This is a genomic window from Micromonospora sp. RTP1Z1 (assembly GCF_033804685.1).
Taxonomy (GTDB): Bacteria; Actinomycetota; Actinomycetes; order Mycobacteriales; family Micromonosporaceae; genus Micromonospora.
The window spans coordinates 59823-76442 of the sequence record NZ_JAPFQV010000027.1; the positions used below are offsets into that span (position 1 = coordinate 59823).

The 16620-nt window shown below is 71.7% G+C and carries 18 protein-coding genes and 1 pseudogene; 11 read left to right on the plus strand and 8 right to left on the minus strand.

The window, feature by feature from the left end; translation table 11 throughout:
* Positions 1 to 6: 6 nt before the first annotated feature.
* The 4 genes from SLP03_RS15775 to SLP03_RS15790 form a co-directional block, all read right to left on the minus strand.
* Positions 7 to 1158, minus strand: a complete 1152-nt coding sequence (locus SLP03_RS15775; protein WP_319461341.1) for an L-talarate/galactarate dehydratase — start codon at positions 1156 to 1158, stop codon at positions 7 to 9.
* A 31-nt stretch (positions 1159 to 1189) separates the two neighbouring features.
* Entirely contained in the window at positions 1190 to 2521 is a 1332-nt protein-coding gene (locus SLP03_RS15780) for an enolase C-terminal domain-like protein (RefSeq protein WP_319461342.1), read from the minus strand.
* Positions 2522 to 2549: 28 nt separating this feature from the next.
* On the minus strand, positions 2550 to 3464 hold the full coding sequence (gene kdgD, locus SLP03_RS15785; RefSeq protein WP_319461343.1) for a 5-dehydro-4-deoxyglucarate dehydratase: 915 nt from the start codon (positions 3462 to 3464) through the stop codon (positions 2550 to 2552).
* Between the two features lie 135 nt (positions 3465 to 3599).
* Positions 3600 to 4493 (minus strand): LysR substrate-binding domain-containing protein, encoded by an 894-nt coding sequence (locus tag SLP03_RS15790; protein ID WP_319461344.1) that lies wholly within the window; start codon positions 4491 to 4493, stop codon positions 3600 to 3602.
* 162 nt (positions 4494 to 4655) lie between these two features.
* Here SLP03_RS15790 and SLP03_RS15795 point away from each other — a divergent pair, with 162 nt between their 5' ends.
* The 7 genes from SLP03_RS15795 to SLP03_RS15825 all read left to right on the plus strand — a co-directional run bounded on the left by SLP03_RS15795 (position 4656) and on the right by SLP03_RS15825 (position 11227).
* On the plus strand, positions 4656 to 5666 hold the full coding sequence (locus tag SLP03_RS15795) for a tripartite tricarboxylate transporter substrate binding protein (RefSeq protein WP_319461345.1): 1011 nt from the start codon (positions 4656 to 4658) through the stop codon (positions 5664 to 5666).
* Positions 5663 to 6271, plus strand: a complete 609-nt coding sequence (locus tag SLP03_RS15800) for a tripartite tricarboxylate transporter TctB family protein (RefSeq protein WP_319461346.1) — start codon at positions 5663 to 5665, stop codon at positions 6269 to 6271. The genes SLP03_RS15795 and SLP03_RS15800 overlap by 4 nt, the downstream gene beginning before the upstream one ends.
* 8 nt (positions 6272 to 6279) lie before the next feature.
* Positions 6280 to 7809 (plus strand): tripartite tricarboxylate transporter permease, encoded by a 1530-nt coding sequence (locus SLP03_RS15805; protein ID WP_319461347.1) that lies wholly within the window; start codon positions 6280 to 6282, stop codon positions 7807 to 7809.
* Positions 7806 to 8195 (plus strand): universal stress protein, encoded by a 390-nt coding sequence (locus tag SLP03_RS15810; RefSeq protein WP_319461348.1) that lies wholly within the window; start codon positions 7806 to 7808, stop codon positions 8193 to 8195. Before SLP03_RS15805 ends, SLP03_RS15810 begins: the two co-directional genes overlap by 4 nt.
* Before the next feature lie 201 nt (positions 8196 to 8396).
* On the plus strand, positions 8397 to 9536 hold the full coding sequence (locus SLP03_RS15815) for a hypothetical protein (RefSeq protein ID WP_319461349.1): 1140 nt from the start codon (positions 8397 to 8399) through the stop codon (positions 9534 to 9536).
* 150 nt (positions 9537 to 9686) lie between these two features.
* Positions 9687 to 11108, plus strand: coding sequence for an OFA family MFS transporter (locus tag SLP03_RS15820; RefSeq protein WP_319461350.1), 1422 nt, complete (start codon positions 9687 to 9689; stop codon positions 11106 to 11108).
* Positions 11105 to 11227 carry an MFS transporter small subunit gene (locus tag SLP03_RS15825; protein ID WP_319461351.1) on the plus strand — a complete coding sequence of 41 codons (123 nt, stop codon included), beginning with the start codon at positions 11105 to 11107 and terminating at the stop codon, positions 11225 to 11227. The genes SLP03_RS15820 and SLP03_RS15825 overlap by 4 nt, the downstream gene beginning before the upstream one ends.
* A 60-nt stretch (positions 11228 to 11287) precedes the next feature.
* Here the strand turns inward: SLP03_RS15825 and SLP03_RS15830 are convergent, their stop codons facing one another.
* On the minus strand, positions 11288 to 12016 hold the full coding sequence (locus tag SLP03_RS15830; protein ID WP_319461352.1) for an SDR family oxidoreductase: 729 nt from the start codon (positions 12014 to 12016) through the stop codon (positions 11288 to 11290).
* A 78-nt stretch (positions 12017 to 12094) separates the two neighbouring features.
* Here SLP03_RS15830 and SLP03_RS15835 point away from each other — a divergent pair, with 78 nt between their 5' ends.
* The 3 genes from SLP03_RS15835 (at position 12095) to SLP03_RS15845 (ending at position 14183) form a co-directional block, all read left to right on the plus strand.
* Complete coding sequence (locus SLP03_RS15835; protein ID WP_319461353.1) at positions 12095 to 12925, plus strand: patatin-like phospholipase family protein; 831 nt, start codon at positions 12095 to 12097, stop codon at positions 12923 to 12925.
* Between the two features lie 42 nt (positions 12926 to 12967).
* Entirely contained in the window at positions 12968 to 13429 is a 462-nt protein-coding gene (locus SLP03_RS15840) for a peroxiredoxin (RefSeq protein WP_319461354.1), read from the plus strand.
* A 67-nt stretch (positions 13430 to 13496) separates the two neighbouring features.
* Positions 13497 to 14183 (plus strand): hypothetical protein, encoded by a 687-nt coding sequence (locus SLP03_RS15845; RefSeq protein ID WP_319461355.1) that lies wholly within the window; start codon positions 13497 to 13499, stop codon positions 14181 to 14183.
* Between the two features lie 95 nt (positions 14184 to 14278).
* Here SLP03_RS15845 and eis read toward each other — a convergent pair whose 3' ends face one another.
* Positions 14279 to 15460 (minus strand): enhanced intracellular survival protein Eis, encoded by a 1182-nt coding sequence (eis, locus tag SLP03_RS15850; protein ID WP_319461356.1) that lies wholly within the window; start codon positions 15458 to 15460, stop codon positions 14279 to 14281.
* A gap of 39 nt (positions 15461 to 15499) precedes the next feature.
* Positions 15500 to 15943 (minus strand): MarR family transcriptional regulator, encoded by a 444-nt coding sequence (locus SLP03_RS15855; protein WP_319461357.1) that lies wholly within the window; start codon positions 15941 to 15943, stop codon positions 15500 to 15502.
* A 101-nt stretch (positions 15944 to 16044) separates the two neighbouring features.
* Here SLP03_RS15855 and SLP03_RS15860 point away from each other — a divergent pair, with 101 nt between their 5' ends.
* On the plus strand, positions 16045 to 16482 hold the full coding sequence (locus SLP03_RS15860) for a hypothetical protein (protein ID WP_319461358.1): 438 nt from the start codon (positions 16045 to 16047) through the stop codon (positions 16480 to 16482).
* A 29-nt stretch (positions 16483 to 16511) separates the two neighbouring features.
* On the opposite strand, the pseudogene SLP03_RS15865 reads toward SLP03_RS15860, so the two are convergent.
* A pseudogene (locus tag SLP03_RS15865) lies at positions 16512 to 16620 on the minus strand (cytochrome d ubiquinol oxidase subunit II); the annotation flags it as partial.

Here is a 16620-nt window from a genome sequence, read left to right on the forward strand (position 1 = left end):
GGTGGTTCAGCGGGACGCGTCGACGTGGACGCGGTCCACGGTCCAGGCGCGGGCCTGCTCGCTCAGGGTGATGCCCAGCCCGGGGCGGTCCGAGATGTACATGCGGCCGCCGCGCGTCTTTAGGCGCTCGTTGAACAGCGGGTACAGCCAGTCGAAGTGCTCCACCCAGGGCTCGTGCGGATAGGCGGCCGCAAGGTGTGCGTGGATCTCCATCGCGAAGTGCGGTGCCAGCTGCAGGTTGCTGTGATCCGCCAGGGCGGCGAGCTTGAGGAACTGCGTGATGCCGCCGATGCGGGGGGCGTCGGGCTGGAGGATGTCCACCGCGCCGGCGCGGATCAGCTCGTAGTGCTCGGCGACGCTGGTCAGCATCTCCCCGGTCGCGACCGCGGTGTCCAGCGACCGGGCGAGCTGGGCGTGGCCCTCCGCGTCGTAGGCGTCCAGCGGCTCCTCGATCCAGACCAGGCCGAACTCCTCCAGCGCCCGGCCGACCCGCATGGCCGTCGGCCGGTCCCACTGCTGGTTGGCGTCCACCATGAACGGGACGGCGTCACCGAGGTGCTCGCGCACGGCGCGCACCCGGCGCAGGTCCTCCGCCGCGTCCGGCTGACCGACCTTGATCTTGACGCCGCCGACGCCCGACTCCAGGGTGCGGGTGGCGTTTTCCAGCACCTGCTCGATCGACTCGTGCAGGAAGCCGCCGGAGGTGTTGTAGCAGCGCACCGAGTCGCGGTGCGCGCCCAGCAGCTTGGCCAGCGGCAGTCCGGCGCGCTTCGCCTTGAGGTCCCAGAGCGCGATGTCGATCGCGGCCAGGGCCTGGGTGGCCGCGCCGCTACGCCCGACCGAGGCGCCGGACCAGACGAGCTTGGTCCACAGCCGGCCGATGTCGCTGGGGTCCTCGCCGATCAGGTCGGGGGCGACCTCGCGGGCGTGCGCGAACTGCGCCGGCCCGCCGGCGCGCTTGGAGTAGCTGAAGCCGACGCCCTCGAACCCCGCGTCGGTCCGGATCTCGGCGAAGAGGAATGCGACCTCGGTCATCGGCCGTTGCCGGCCGGTGAGCACCTTCGCGTCGCTGATCCCGGTGCGCAGCGGGAGTGTGACCGACGAGAGGGTCACCGACTCGATCCGGTCGAGGACGGCGGGAGCGGTGGCGGTGGTCATGTCTCTCCTTGATCGGATGCCAGGGCGGCGGTCAGCGGACCAGGCAGGGGCGCTTGGGGTCGAACGTCCAGCCGGTGACGAGGTACTGCATCGCCACGGCGTCGTCGCGGGCGCCGAGGCCGCGCTCCAGGTACAGCTCGTGCGCCGCCGCCAGGGCGTCGCGGTTGAGCTCGACCCCCAGGCCGGGCGTGGTGGGGACGGCGATCTGCCCGTCCCGGATCTGCAGCGGCGTGCGGGTGAGCGCCTGCCCGTCCTGCCAGATCCAGTGCGTGTCGAGGGCGGTGATCTGCCCGGGGGCGGCCGCGCCCACGTGGGTGAACATCGCCAGCGAGATGTCGAAGTGGTTGTTCGAGTGCGAACCCCAGGTGAGGCCGAAGTCGTCGCACAGCTGGGCGACCCGGACCGAGCCACGCATCGTCCAGAAATGCGGGTCGGCCAGGGGGATGTCCACGGCGTTCGACCGGACGGCGTGGGCCAACTGGCGCCAGTCGGTCGCGATCATGTTGGTCGCCGTCGGCAGCCCGGTGGCCCGCCGGAACTCCGCCATCACCTCGCGCCCGGAGAACCCGCCCTCGGCGCCGACCGGGTCCTCGGCGTAGGCGAGCACGCCGTGCAGGTCGCGGCAGAGCTCGACGGCCTCGGCCAGGAGCCAGCCGCCGTTCGGGTCGAGCGTGATGCGGGCGTCCGGGAACCGCTCGGCCAGGGCGCGGACGGTCGCGACCTCCTGCTCGCCGGCCAGCACGCCACCCTTGAGCTTGAAGTCGGCGAACCCGTAGCGGGCCTGCGCCGCCTCGGCCAGCGCCACGACCGCGTCCGGGGTCAGCGCCGGTTCCCGGCGCAGGCGCTCCCAGTCGTCGGCCGGCTCAGCCTCGGCCCGGTAGGGCAGGTCGGTGGACCGGCGGTCACCGATGTAGAAGAGGTAGCCGAGCATCGGAACGGCGTCGCGCTGCTGCCCGTCGCCGAGGAGCTCCGCCACCGGCACGCCGAGGTGCTGGCCCAGCAGGTCGAGCAGCGCCGACTCCAGCGCGGTCACCGCGTGGATGGTCGTCCGCAGGTCGAAGGTCTGCAGTCCGCGCCCGCCGGCGTCGCGGTCGGCGAACGTGTCGGCGACCGTGCGCAGCAGCCGGCCGAACTGTGCGACGGGCTGCCCGGTGAGTAGCTCGCCGGCGTCGGAGATGGTGCGGCGGATCGCCTCGCCGCCGGGCACCTCGCCGACGCCGACCCGGCCGTCACTGTCGGTGACGATGGCGATGTTGCGGGTGAAGAAGGGGCCGTGCGCGCCGCTGAGGTTGAGCAGCAAGCTGTCGTGTCCTGCGACGGGTACCGCCTCGACGCGGGCCACGGTCGGGGTGCGGCCGGTCATCGCCGTCCTCTCGGTGGGTGTCGGGAGTTCAGGAGATCTTCTCTACCAGGGTGGTCAGCTCGGCGAGCTCAGCCTCGGTCAGGTCTGACAGCGGGGGCCTGACCCGGCCGCCGTCGCGCCCGACCGCGGTCAGGCCGGCCTTGACGATGGAGACGGCGTACCCCTTGGCCCGGTCACGGATGTTCAGGTAGGGGATCACGAAGTCGTTGAGCATCTGGTAGACCGCCGTCCGGTCCTGGGCGCGGACGGCCGTGTGGAAGCGGAGCGCGAACTCGGGTAGGAAGTTGTACAGCGCCGAGGAGTAGGTGCTCACGCCGAGCTGGAGCAGCGGCAGCGCGAACGTCTCGGCTGTCGGCAGCCCTCCGACGTAGATCAGCCGGTCGCCGACGCGGGCGTAGGTCCGTGTCATCTGCTCGATGTCGCCGACGCCGTCCTTGAGTCCGATCAGGTTGGGGTTGCGGTCGGCGAGTTCGGCCACGGTGGCGTCGGTGAGCACCGCGTTCGCCCGGCTGTAGGCGATGACGCCCAGGTCGGTCGCGCGGCACACGGCGCCGATGTGCTCGATGAGACCCTTCTGGCTGGCCTCGGTGAGGTACGGCGGGAACAGCAGCAGACCGGAGGCACCGGCGGCCTGGGCGGCCTGGGCCTGGGCGACGGAGACGGCGGTGCCGCCGGTGGCCGGCGCGATGACGGGGACCTTGCCAGCCACCTCGTCGACGGCGACCCGGACGACGCGGTCCATCTCGGCCGAGGTGAGCGAGAAGCCCTCGCCCGTGCCGCCCGCGGCGAACAGGCCGGCGACGTCGAAGCTCGCCTGCCAGGCCAGGTGCTCGCGGTACCGGGCCTCGTCGAACTGCAGGTCGGCGTCGAAGTGGGTGACCGGGAAGGAGAGCAGGCCAGACTTCAGCCGGTCAGCGAGAACGTCCGGGGGCAGCAGCGTCACGGAGATCGTGTCCTTGGGTCCGACGGGTCCGCGCCTGGTTCGTCCAGCAGCGCGGGCGGTGGTCGGTGTCACGGTAGGAACAACGAACGATGCATGTCCAAGAGCGGTTCCGCATCGAGCGATGCTCGCCCGGTATCAGGCGTCGACGACGGGCCGGTCCAGCACGGCGAGCGCCCGCCACAGGGCGGGGTTCTTCGAATTCTTCGCCCAGAGCAGGTGAAGCTCGACCGGCTGCGGCACGGGCGTCTGCAGCGGAACGAACCCCACGCCCTCGATCGGCAGCCGGGCGGCCGACCCGGGGACGAACGCGACGCCACGACCGGCCGCCACGAGCCAGAGCATGGTGAGCACCTGACTCACGGTGTGCACGGTGTTCTCGGCTGCGATCGGGACCACGCCGGCGACCAGGTCGTAGAAGTACTTGGCCTTGGTCGGTGAGTGCATGATGACCGGCTCGGCCGCCAGGTCGGCAGCCATCGCGGGCCGGCCCAGCGCCAGCAGCCGGTGGCCCAACGGGGCGGCGACGAGCAGCGCCTCCCGGTGCAGCAGCCGGGAGCCGAACGCCTCCTCGTCGAAGGGTGGGCGGGCCAGGCCGAGGTCGACCTCCTCGTTCAGCAGGCCGGCGACCTGCTCGCGGGTCACCATCTCGGCCAACTCGACGTTGACGTCGGGCAGTGCCCGGGCCAGTTCGTTCAACAGCGTGCCGAGGACTCCGTACGCCGAGGCGGCGGTGAAGCCGATCCGCACCACACCAGCGGCCCCGGACGACACCCGCCGGGCGAGTTCCGGCGCCGAGTCGGCGAGGGTGAGCAGCCGGCGGGCCTCGACGAGGAACACCTCGCCGGCGGCGGTGAGGGTGACGCGGCGGTTGTCTCGTTCGAGCAGCTGGGCGCCGACCACGCGTTCCAGCTTCTGGATCTGACGGCTCAGCGGGGGTTGGGTCATCTGCAGCCGCGCGGCGGCGCGGCCGAAGTGCAGCTCGTCGGCGACCGCCACGAAGCCACGGAGTTGTTCGAGGGTGAACGCCATGCCGGCAAGGTATCAATCAATGCCGCATTGGATTTGGACAGGCATGAGCGGTGGTTCCTACGCTGCGTCATCAGGGCCGTGACCCGACTCACAGCACTCTCGGCCGGAACGCCGCGTCCCCGCCTTCGGCCGCAACATTGCCTTTTCCTTGAGGAGAACGACATGACCTTCCACCACCGCACGCACCGATGGGTGACGGCTGGTGCCGGGATCGCCCTCGCACTCTCGCTGGCCGCCTGCGGCGGCAACGTCGGCGGCGGATCCACCGCCGGTGGCAAGTTCCCCGGCAAGGCCCCGATCACAATCCTCGTCGGCCAGGACCCAGGCGGCAGCACCGACCTCATCGGGCGCGCACTCGCCGACAAGGTCTCCGACGACCTCGGTGTCCCGGTGACCGTCGAGAACAAGCCCGGCGCCAACGGCGCCCTGGCCGCGAAGGAGCTGGCCGGCAAGAAGGCCGACGGGCACACCCTGATGGTCTACAACGGCAGCCTGGCCTACATCACTCCGCTGGCCGTGGCCGCCGGCCAGGCGCCCGACATCGCCGACTACGAGATCGTGACCGGCATCAGCCAGGACGACTACGTGCTGGTGACGGCCCCCAAGTCCGGCTTCAGGACCGTTGACGACCTGGCCAAGGCCGGAAGGCCGATCACCTTCGGGACCACGGGCGTCGGCACGGGCAGCCAGCTGTCGCAGGAGCTGCTGTTCCGCCAGGCGAACATCCCGGCCAAGGCCGTTCCGTTCGACGGCGGCTCGCCCACGCTCACCGCCGTCCTCGGCGGTCAGGTGGACGTCGGCTCGATCCAGCTGGGTGAGGCCATCGAGCAGATCCAGGGCGGCAAGCTCACCCCGATCGTGACGTTCGCCGAGAAGCGGCCGACGTACCTGCCCGACACCCCGACCGCGGTCGAGGCCGGCCACGACGTCCCCGTGCAGCAGTCGCGGGCGATCTTCGCCCCGAAGGGCACGCCAAAGGAGGTCATCGACGCCCTCCACGCGTCGTTCGACAAGGCGTTCAAGGCCGAGGCGTACCAGAAGTTCAACGCGGACAACCAGCTCACGCCGAACGAGGTCGACGGCGAGGAACTGCGCAAGCAGTGGACCGCGAACCTGGACAAGTACCGCGGTGTCGTCAAGAAGTACGGCATCCAGCTCAGCGGATCGAAGTGACCACTGCGCGCGACGGGGCGCGCGCCCCGGGCAGCCCCGGCGGCGACACCGCCGCCCGGGCCATCCCGCCGGGCAGTGGCCTCTCGAGCGATCCCGTCGGCGAGGAGCTCAGCCTCGAGGAGGCGATCCACCGCGTCGAAGAGGCCGAGCACGAGGGGCGCCCGCCCGCAGCCGGGGCGCTGAGCAACATCCTGACGGCCGCCGCCGTCGTCGCGCTCGGTATCGCCGCACTCGTCGGCTCCGCCGGACTCGGACTCGGGACCGTGCGCAGCCCCGAGTCCGGCACCTGGCCGCTGCTGGTCAGCGGCGCGCTCGTCCTACTGGGCCTGGGCCTGCTCGCCACGGCCCGGCGGACCACAGACGCCGAGCGGTTCTCCGGCGCAAGCTGGCTGGTCCTCGGCGGCCTGGCCACCATGGTCGTCTTCGTCGCGGTCATCGAGGTCATCGGCTTCGAGATCCCGGCCGCCCTGCTCGCCTTCGTGTGGCTGCGGTTCCTGGGCCGGGAGGGTTGGCGCACGTCGATCGTCACGAGCCTCGCTGTGGTGGTCGCCTTCTATCTCCTCTTCGTGGCGGCCCTCTCGGTCCCCATCCCGCACCTGTTCTAGGAGGGTCCGTGGACTTCGCCCCGGTGCTCGACGGCTTCGGTGTCGTACTGGAACCGACCAACCTGCTCTACTGCCTGATCGGCGTCGTCATCGGCATGCTGATCGGCGTCCTACCCGGTCTCGGACCCGCCGCGACCATCGCGATCCTGCTGCCGGTCACCTTCGGCATCGAGCCGGTGACCGCGGTGATCATGCTCGCCGGCATCTTCTACGGAGCCCAGTACGGCGGCACCATCACCTCTGTCCTGCTCCGGCTCCCCGGCGAGGCATCGTCGGTGGTGACCGTCTTCGACGGCCACGCACTGGCCCGCCAGGGCCGGGCCGGCACCGCCCTCGGGATCGCCGCTGTCGGCTCCTTCATCGGCGGGACGGTCTCGATCATCGCCCTGACGCTCGTGGCCCCCGTGGTGGCGAGCTTCGCCCTGGACTTCGGCCCGCCCGAGTACACCGCCCTGGCCCTGCTCGGCATCCTCCTGGTCGCCACGGTCAGCAGCGGCGGACGCCTCAAGGCGGTGACCGCCGCGTGCGTGGGCCTGTTGCTCGCCACGGTCGGCCAGGACAGCTTCACCGGCGCCGAGCGGTTCACGTTCGACAACCTGTCGCTGGCCGACGGCCTCGACTTCGTCCCGATCGCCATGGGGCTCTTCGGCCTCGGCGAGATCCTCTACAACCTCGAGGAACGCCACCGCGCCGTGCAGGCGCCGATGACCGTGGCAAACGTGTGGCCGTCGCGCGCGGACCTGCGTGAGTCGGCCGGGGCCATCGGCCGCGGATCCGTACTGGGCTTCGTCCTGGGAATCCTGCCCGGCGGCGGCGCCACGCTCGCCTCGCTGGCCGCGTACGCGCTGGAGAAGCGCCGCGCCAAGCACCCCGAGCGGTTCGGCAAGGGCGCCGTCGAGGGCGTCGCCGCACCGGAGACCGCGAACAATGCGGCCGCGACCTCGTCGTTCATCCCGCTGCTGACCCTCGGCATCCCCGCCAACGCCACGATGGCGGTCATCTTCGGGGCGCTGCTGATCCAGGGCGTGAGCCCCGGCCCTCAGCTGGTCAGCCAGGAGCCCGAGCTGTTCTGGGGCGTGGTCAACTCGATGTACATCGGCAACATCCTGTTGCTGATCATGAGCATTCCGCTGGTCGGCCTGTTCGTGAAGATCCTCCGGGTGCGGGCCACGATCCTCGCGCCCATCACGGTGCTCATCACGTTGGTCGGCGTCTACACGGTGAACAACGACGTCTTCGACATCGTGCTGGTGATCGTCTTCGGCGCCCTCGGCTACCTGATGAAGAAGCTGGGCTTCGACCCGGGCCCGCTGGTGCTGGCGTTCGTGCTCGGCTCGCTCCTCGAGGACTCGTTGCGCCGCTCGCTGCTGATCTTCAGCGGCGACGCGACGGGCTTCTTCACCCGGCCGATCTCCGGGACCCTGCTCGTCGTGTTCCTGCTCGTCGCCCTGCTCCCGCCGATCCGGGCCGCCCTCACCCGCCGAGGGACGATGTCCCACCCCGACACCGCACCCCACGACATCAAGGAGCTCGTGTGACCGTTCTCGTCGCCTACGTCCCCACGCCCGAAGGTGACGCGGCCTTCACGGCGGCCGTCGCCGAGGCCGGACGCCGCCAGGAACGGCTGGTGGTGCTCAACACCCCGCGCGAGGGCGCGCCGGTCAGCACGGCCGTCGCGAGCGAAGCCGTGGTCGGGGCTCTGGTCCAGCGTGCGACGGCGGCCGGCGTCGACGTCGAGATCCGCCAGGATGCGCACGCCGGGGACCTCGCCGACGAGGTCCTGCGGGTCGCCGATGCGGTCGACGCTTCGGTGATCGTGATCGGTCTGCGCCGCCGCTCACCGGTCGGCAAGCTGATCATGGGCAGCGCGGCGCAGCGCATCCTGCTCGACGCCGACCGGCCCGTCCTCGCCGTCAAGCCCTGAGGGAGCGCTGCTACGACGAGATCGACCCCCTCGCCCGCGTCGTCATGAGAAGGGACACCGACGCACGCCCCGCGGACCTCCGGCGCGTGGCTCCCCGTCGGGAGGCACCTGCTTGCCGTCGTTGATCCGAAGACGTGTTCCGTTGCGCCGGTCCACTGTGGTGGGCATCATCGACCTACCTGCGTCAATGGGGGAGGACGCGTGGGCACACGGATCGCGGGGGTTCTCCGTCGGCGCCTGCGGTGGCGAGCCCGTCGCGCGGCCGGTTTCCTCGGCCTGCTGGCGTTGTCGGCGGTGCTGTTGGCCTGGGGTCGGACGGTCACCGGCTACAACCAGGAGCTGCTGCTCAACATCGGGGCGAGCATCGTCATCGTGGCGTTCTCGTACGCGATCGTTGATCCACTGTTCGAGGAGTTGCGCCGGTCGCGGGTGGAGGAGCATCCGCGGTTCGACGACGAGGAGTTCAGCGCGCACGTGGCGGCCGCCTCCTCGATGGTCTCGATCATGGATACGGGCAGTCATCTGCTGGAGGGCTCCGGGCGGGACCGGTTCCTGCGCGCCGTGCGGACGGCGCTGGGCAACGGGGTCCTGGTGCGGGTGCTGCTGCTGGATCCGGATTCCGCGGCGGCCTCGCAGCGGGCGGAGGAGATCCGGCCGGTGAACGTACGCGAGGTGATCGTGGACAACCTGCGCCGGCTCAACGAGTTCGCCGAGTCCCTGGACGCCGATACGCGGGCCCGTTTCCAGGTGCGGATCTACGATGCCTCGCCGACGGCGCACATGTTCCGGTGGGACGACAAGGCGCTGATCTCGTTCTTCCCGATCGGGGTGCGGGCGTCGGCGGCGCCGCACCTGGAGGTGTTCATCGGCAGCCCGTTGGGTGAGTTCGTGGAGAGCCGCTTCGACGAGTTGTGGCGGCATCCGAGCACCCGGCGGTTGGCGGAGTACGTCTGCCTGCCGATGGCGTTGCGGTACGACGGCGTGGTGTTGCGCTCCTGTGAGGTGCACTTCGTGGCGTTGGTCGACGGGTGGTGCATCGACGGCTCGCCGATCGTGGACCAGTTGACCGATCACGGGACGGGGCCGCTGGAGGTGCAGTTGTCGCGGCCGTTGGCGGTGGACGGCTGGTCGGGTACGCGGTTCCGGTTGGCGCGGGTGGACGAGGACGCGCAGCGGGCGCGGGTGTTCGCGTTGTTCGACGCGAAGTACGGGCCGCGTCGGTTGGCGGGTCCGGGGCGGGCCCGGTTGGCGTTGCGGCTGCTCCGGTGGCGGGAGGCTGACGGGGGCGGGCCGGCGCTGGCGGGTTCGGATGAGATGGGGCCGGGCGCTTCCGTGGCGTGATGGCGGTGCGACGTGGGGTGAGGCGGGCGCGGTGCGGGTGACCGTTCGGCTCAGGGTTTCGACCGTCTGCCGCGTGGCGGGTTTCCGTGCGGCGTGCGATGGGGGCATGAAGTTGGAAGGTTTCTCGCCATCTTCCGGAGAGGAAGCATCATGCTTTCCACACTCGATCGTGGGCACACCGTCGCGCCGCCCGGGTACAGCCGCTGGCTGATTCCGCCGGCGGCGTTGGCGATCCATCTCTGCATCGGGCAGGTCTATGCGACCAGCGTGTACAAGAACTCATTGATCGCGCACTTCGACGCGAGTCAGACGGCGATCGGGGTGATCTTCAGCATCGCCATCGTGATGCTGGGGTTGTCAGCGGCCGTGGCGGGCACCTGGGTGGAGGCGAACGGGCCGCGTAAGGCGATGTTCGTCTCGGCGTGCTTCTGGGCGGCCGGGTTCCTGGTCGGTGCGCTGGGCATCGCGACGAGGCAGTTGTGGCTGCTGTACCTGGGGTACGGGCTGCTCGGTGGCATCGGTCTGGGGATCGGCTACATCTCCCCCGTCTCCACGTTGATCAAGTGGTTCCCGGACCGGCCGGGTCTGGCCACCGGTCTGGCGATCATGGGGTTCGGTGGTGGGGCGATGGTGGCCTCTCCCCTGTCTCGGCAGTTGCTGTCGTTCTACGACCCGGGGTACGACCCGGCGAACGCGGGTTCGACGGCGTCGGGCGGCGCGCTGGTGTGGTTGTTCGTGACGTTGGGCGTCGGCTACTTCCTGATCATGATGTTCGGGGTGTTCAACGTGCGGGTGCCGGCGGCGGACTGGCGGCCGGCGGGTTTCGATCCGGCGCGGCTGGCGGCGAAGCCGATGGTGACCACGGCGAACGTGTCGGCGGCGAACGCGGTGAAGACGCGGTCGTTCTGGCTGCTGTGGGTGGTGCTGTTCTGCAACGTGACCGCGGGCATCGGGATCCTGGAGCAGGCCAGCCCGATGATCCAGGACTTCTTCCGGGACAACGGGACGTCGGCGGTATCGGTGGCGGCCGCGGGTGGCTTCGTGGGGTTGCTGTCGCTGTTCAACATGGCGGGCCGGTTCGCGTGGTCGTCGACGTCGGACCTGATCGGGCGTAAGCCGATCTACCTGGTGTATCTCGGTGTCGGCATGGTGTTGTACGCGCTGCTGGCGGTGGTCGGGCACACGGCGACGGCGTTGTTCGTGCTGTTGGCGTGCGTGATCCTGTCGTTCTACGGCGGCGGGTTCGCCACGGTGCCGGCGTACCTGCGGGATCTGTTCGGCACGTTCGAGGTGGGGGCGATCCACGGGCGGCTGTTGACGGCGTGGTCGGCGGCGGGGGTGGCCGGGCCGCTGATCGTCAACGGATTCCTCGACGCCCAGGGCAAGCCGGGGACGTTGACGGCGGCGGCGTACCGGCCGGCGTTGTTCACGATGGTCGGGGTGCTGGCGGTGGGGTTCATCGCCAACCTGTTGATCCGGCCGGTGCCGGAGCGGTTCCACGAGCCGGCTTCGGGCGGGGGCGCGGATGAGGGTACGGAGCCGGTGGCGGCGGAGAGGAGCGGCACGCGATGAACGAGATCGGTCACGGGCAGCGGGCCCGGTTGTGGATCTCCTGGTTGGTGGTGTCGGTGCTGCTGGGTTACGGGGTGGCGCAGACGGTGATCACGGCGGCGAAGCTGTTCACGAGCTGACCCGGCGCCGATGAGGACGGCCCGGGGGTGCGCTGCCCCGGGCCGTTCGCCGTGCCGGGGCTAAAGGCCGCCGGCGACGCGGAGCACGGCGCCGGTGGTGTAGGAGGCGTCGGGGCCGAGGAGCCAGGCGATGGCGGCGGCGACCTCGTCGGGTTCGCCGGCGCGGCCCAGCGGGATACGTCCGGCGGCGCTGTCGGCCCTGTCGGGCACGCCGGAGAGGGCGTGGATATCGGTGCGGATGATGCCGGGTGCGACGGCGTTGACGCGGATACCGTGCGGGGCGAGTTCCTTGGCCAGGCCGAGGGTGAGGGTGTCGGTTGCGGCTTTGACGGCGGCGTAGTGGATGTATTCGCCGGGGCTGCCGAGGGTGGCGGCGGCGGAGGAGACGTTGACGATGGCGCCGCCGTGGGTCATCCGGCGGGCGGCCTGTTGGGCGCAGAGGACGTACCCGATGAGGTTGACGTCGACGACCTGGCGCAGGTCGTCGGGGCGCAGGTCGGTGAAAGGGCCGATCGGGCTGGTGATGCCGGCGTTGTTGACCAGGCCGGTGACGGGTCCGAGGTCGGCGGCGGCGTCGAAGAGGCGCTGGACCTGGTCAGGGTCGGTCGTGTCGGCGGGGACGGCGAGGCCACGGCGGCCGGCGGCCTGGATGTCGTCGAGGACGGCCTTCGCGGCGGTGTGGTCGCGGCGGTAGCCGATGGCGATGTCGTGGCCGGCCGCGGCGAGGCGGCGGGCGGTGGCGGCACCGATGCCGCGGCTGCCGCCGGTGACGATGGTGACGGAGGTCAATGCCCACTCCCCTGCCCTGGTGGTGCGGGTGACGTTACCGTGGCCGGCACGGTCCGGTGGTGGAGAGGACGATCACACATGACGCGGGCGTTGGTGCTGGGCGGTGGTGGGGTGACCGGGGTGGCCTGGGAGTTGGGGCTGCTGGCCGGGTTGGCGGAGCGGTTGGTGGAGTTGGCCGGGGCGGACCTGGTGGTGGGCACGTCGGCGGGGTCGGTGGTGGGGGCGCAGGTGTGTTCCGGGGTGCCGGTGGAGGAGTTGTACGCGGCGCAGTTGCGCCCGGCCGCGGGTGAGGTGGCGGCCCGATTCGGGGTGGGTGCGGTGGCGCGGCTGTTGTGGGCGGGTGGGCGTACCCGGGACGAGGTGCGGTCGCGGGCGCGGATCGGGGCGATGGCGGTGGCGGCGCGGACGCCGTCGGAGGCGTCGCGGCGGGCGGTGATCGAGGGGCGGTTGCCGGTGCGGGAGTGGCCGGCGCGGCGGTTGCTGGTGACGGCGGTGGACGCGGGTTCGGGTGAGTTCGTGGTGTTCGACGCGGCCGGTGGGGTGTCACTGGTGGATGCGGTGGGGGCCAGTTGCGCGGTGCCGGGGGTATGGCCGCCAGTGACGATCGGGGATCGCCGGTACGTCGATGGTGGGATGCGGTCGGCGGTGAACGCGGACCTGGCGGCGGGCGCGGAGGCGGTGGTGGTGCTGGCGCCGGTGTCGTCGGCGTTCGGTCCGATGCCGCGGCTGGCGGCGCAGGTGGCGGCGTTGCGCCGGTCGGCGCGGGTGGCGGTGGTGGCGCCGGACGCGGCGGCGCGGCGGGCGATCGGTCGTAACGTGTTGGATCCGGCGCGGCGGGCGGGTGCGGCGCGGGCGGGTCGGGCGCAGGCGGCGGCGGTGGTCGACGAGGTGACCAGGGTCTGGGGCTGATCGCTTACGCTCACCGCGCCGGGGGTCGATCAGCGGAGGTGCATGGTGGGTGTGGGTGTCGGTGACCTGGTGGCGGATTTCGCGCTGCCGGACGAGACGGGGACGGTTCGGCGGTTGTCGGAGTTCCTCGCGGCGGGGCCGGTGGTGTTGTTCTTCTATCCGGCGGCGATGACGCGGGGGTGCACGGCGGAGAGCTGTCATTTCCGGGATCTGGCGGCGGAGTTCGCGGCGGTGGGCGCCCAGCGGGTGGGCATCAGCCGCGATCCGGTGGAGAAGCAGGCGGAGTTCTCCCGGCGGCACGGGTTCGACTATCCGCTGCTGTCGGATGTCGACGGCGCGGTGGCGGACGCGTTCGGGGTGCGGCGGCGGTTGCCGTTGGGGGCGTTGAGCACGCGACGGATGACGTTCGTGATCGGTGCGGACCGGCGGGTGCTGGCGGTGGTGCACAGCGAGTTGAGCATGAACGAGCACGCCGACACGGCGTTGCGCGCGCTGGGGGCCTGATCTTCGCGGTGTCGCAGCCTGCTGGTATCAAGGCTGCAATCAAACGTATGTACGGAAGAGGGCTGTGATGGCGGGCCAGGGTTTGTCCACTGACGAGGTGCAGGGCGTCCGGGAGGCGTTGGCCGCGGGCCGTAAGCCGAAGGTGGTGTTCACCGCAACGGCGGGTCAGGTGGCCGGGCAGGTCGGCCAGGTGGTGGAGCTGACCGATCCGGCGGTGTCCGAGGAGTTCGTGGTGGTGCGGTTCGGCCGCGACGAGTTGCCCTTCTCCCCCGTCGACGTGGCGATCGCGCCGCGGGGCGCGGGGCGGAAGGTGGCGGAGCCGAAGCCGGAGCCGGTGGTGGAGGAGCCGGCCGCGCCGGCGGAGCCGGAGTTCGTGTTGGACACGCCGCGGGTGCCGGCGCCGCGTCGGGAGGAGCCGAAGGTGGAGCAGCAGGTGGAGGCGAAGCCGGCGCGTCGGCCGGTGAAGGCGGCGAGGCCGAAGGGCCCGGCGGGGCTGACGGTGACGTTGGCGTACGCCGAGGGTGAGTGGACGGTGGCGGCGCAGCAGGGCGCGAAGGCGCTCGCGAAGCCGTACGTGGTGAAGCCGGCGGAGGCGCTGCGGATGGTGGCGCTGGTGGACGTGCCGGGGGTGCAGGAGGCGGTGGAGCAGATCATGGCCGCGGAGCGGGCGGAGGCGGAGCAGCAGGCGGAGAAGCTGCGCGCGGAGCTGGCGGAGATCGAGGCGCGGTTGGCGGAGTTGCGCGAAGCCCGTTGACGGGTGGCCCGTGCGGCGGCTCGTCGGGCCGCCGCACGGGTCGGTCGCGGGTGTGGGCGGAGTGCGGGCGGACCTGCGGCGACGGTGGCGGCTGGTCAGAAGTAGTCGTGCAGGTGGGCCGCTCCCCCAGCGCTCAGCAGGTCCAGCGGGCGGGGGTCCGCGCCGCCGCCGAGGTGGAGCAGGCCCGCCTCGGCGGCGGTGTGGGCGTTGGTGGCGCCGCAGTAGAGCAGGGCGAAGCCGCGGACGGTCAGCCGCAGGTCCGGCTCCGTCCCGGCCCGGGTGAGCCGGGCGTCGCCGTCGGCGACCTCGAGGCGCCAGGTGCCGGTGTTCCAGTCGGCGAGGTCGTCGTGGAGGGTGAAGTCGACGTTGCCGCGCAGGTGGGCGGGCCAGCCGCGGTCGGCGACGGCGCGGGTCACGTCGACGGGGCGGTGCATCCACAGGTCCCGCTCGTGTTCCCGGGCGGCTTCCAGGGGCAGGTGGGCGCTGACGGCGTCGCCGGGGAGCGGGCAGATCCGCAGGGTGGGTGTGACGCTGTGCCAGCTGGCGAGGGAACTGATCAGTGCGCGGGCGGCGTCGCCGGTGCTGGCGGCGATGTCCTCGACGGTGAGGGCGGCGTCGTGGCCGTAGCCGCGGCCGCGGTTCCAGGCGGCGTAGCCGACGAGGTCACCGTCGTGCTCGACGAGGGTGAGGCCGTCGCACGGGAGCCTGTCGACGGGGTGGGTGAACAGTTCACCCTGGCGGGTGAGCAGGCCGCAGCGGTGGCGGGCCACCCGTTGGTAGAGGGCGGCCACGGCGGGCAGGTCGGCCGCCTGGCCGGCGCGCAGGCTCAGGTGTGGTGCGGGCCGGTGCCGCGGCAGCGCCGCGGTGGGCAGGGTGACGGTGCGCAGGACGCCGGCGACGTCCCAGCCGCAGGCCCGGTAGGGGGCGGTGACCGTGGGGAAGAGGGCACTGACCGCGGCGCCACGGTCGTGGGCGCCGCGGAGCAGGCCACCGAGGAGGGCGCGGGCGACGCCCCGGCCGCGCGCCTCGGGGGCGACGGCGACACCGCCGACGTCGGCGGCGGTGACCTTTCTGTCCTCCCACCACTGGTCGTGGTGCAGGTCCACGGCCTTGCCGACGAGTCGGCCGCCGTCGTCGAAGGCGCCGTAGCGGGTCAGGCCGGGCACCGGTGCGGTGGCGTGCGGCGGCGGCTGCGGGTCGGAGCCGAAGGCGAGCCGACCGAGCTGCCAGGCGTCGGTCAGGTCGTCGGGGGTGAGTTCGCGGACGGTGACGGGCATCGGCTCACCATAGCGGTGTAGATCTTGGTGGTGGACGACTTATCGGCCGGCGTGGTGGTCGAGCAGGGTGGTGAGCAGCCGGGTCAGCTCGTCGCGTTCCGTCGTGGACAGTGGGGCGAGCAGGGTTTCCTGGACCCGGTCGAGGGCGTCGGCCATCCGGCGCAGCTCGCGGCGGCCGGCGTCGGTGAGGGTGACCACGTTGCGGCGCCGGTCGGTCGGATCCGGTGACCGGCGGACCAGGTCCTTCGCGGCGAGTTCGTTGAGCACGGCGACCACGTCGCTGCGGTCGATGCCGCAACACCGGCCCAGGTCGGCCTGGCTGGCCGGGCCGTGCTCGTCGAGGGCGGCAAGCAGCCGGTAGTGGTAGCCGCGCGCGTCGAGCGCGCCGAGGCCGTCGGCGACGAGGCGGGAGGCGTACGCGGCGGTCTGGGTGAGCAGCCAGCTCGGGGTGGCGCGCAGCCGGGCCGGGGTGCCGGGTTCCATGACGGCCACCCTACCAGCGATCGTTGGCAGCACCCACGATCTCTGCTACGTTGACCAAACCAACGTTGGTTGCGCCAACGAATCGATGGAAGGAGTGTCGCATGTCGACCACCCTCTCCGGCCAGGTCATCGGCCTGGCCCACTACGCCACCCGGGCCGTGCTCGAACGCGAGCTGGCCGGCATCGGGATCACCTTCGCCCAGTCCGTCGCGCTGAACGCCGTCGCCGCCGAGGGCGGGGCCGTCGAGCGCACCGCGCTCGTCCACCGGATGACCGGCGCCCTGAAGGTCGACGAGGCGGCGGTGCGGGCGACGCTCGCCGAGCTGGCGGCCGCCGGGCTGCTCCGCACGCTGCCCGCAGGAGGGCCCGGTCTCGCGCTCACCGACGCCGGCCGAGCCCGGCAGCGCCAGGTCGCCGATGCGGCCGCCGGCATCACCGCCCGGCTGTACGCGGACATCCCCGCCGCCGAGATGGAGATCGCCGGACGCATCCTCACCCTGCTCAAGCGGCGGGCGGACGCCGAGCTGGCGACGGCCTGAACGCCCCGCGTCCCGCGCCCGCAGGCCCATCAATGTTGCGGAATGTTGACTACCCCGATTCGCTTGCGGAACACCCAGTACGTCCAGCCCTGGTAGGCCAGCACGATCGGGGTGAACACCACCGCCACCCAGGTCATG

Bases quoted from the DNA above. Each gene is read 5' to 3' on its own strand.
- SLP03_RS15775 (WP_319461341.1), bottom strand. From the start codon at position 1,158: ATGACCACCGCCACCGCTCCCGCCGTCCTCGACCGGATCGAGTCGGTG.
- SLP03_RS15780 (WP_319461342.1), bottom strand. From the start codon at position 2,521: ATGACCGGCCGCACCCCGACCGTGGCCCGCGTCGAGGCGGTACCCGTC.
- SLP03_RS15790 (WP_319461344.1), bottom strand. From the start codon at position 4,493: ATGGCGTTCACCCTCGAACAACTCCGTGGCTTCGTGGCGGTCGCCGAC.
- SLP03_RS15795 (WP_319461345.1), top strand. From the start codon at position 4,656: ATGACCTTCCACCACCGCACGCACCGATGGGTGACGGCTGGTGCCGGG.
- SLP03_RS15820 (WP_319461350.1), top strand. From the start codon at position 9,687: ATGCTTTCCACACTCGATCGTGGGCACACCGTCGCGCCGCCCGGGTAC.
- SLP03_RS15825 (WP_319461351.1), top strand. From the start codon at position 11,105: ATGAACGAGATCGGTCACGGGCAGCGGGCCCGGTTGTGGATCTCCTGG.
- SLP03_RS15835 (WP_319461353.1), top strand. From the start codon at position 12,095: ATGACGCGGGCGTTGGTGCTGGGCGGTGGTGGGGTGACCGGGGTGGCC.
- SLP03_RS15840 (WP_319461354.1), top strand. From the start codon at position 12,968: ATGGTGGGTGTGGGTGTCGGTGACCTGGTGGCGGATTTCGCGCTGCCG.
- SLP03_RS15845 (WP_319461355.1), top strand. From the start codon at position 13,497: ATGGCGGGCCAGGGTTTGTCCACTGACGAGGTGCAGGGCGTCCGGGAG.
- eis (WP_319461356.1), bottom strand. From the start codon at position 15,460: ATGCCCGTCACCGTCCGCGAACTCACCCCCGACGACCTGACCGACGCC.
- SLP03_RS15855 (WP_319461357.1), bottom strand. From the start codon at position 15,943: ATGGAACCCGGCACCCCGGCCCGGCTGCGCGCCACCCCGAGCTGGCTG.
- SLP03_RS15860 (WP_319461358.1), top strand. From the start codon at position 16,045: ATGTCGACCACCCTCTCCGGCCAGGTCATCGGCCTGGCCCACTACGCC.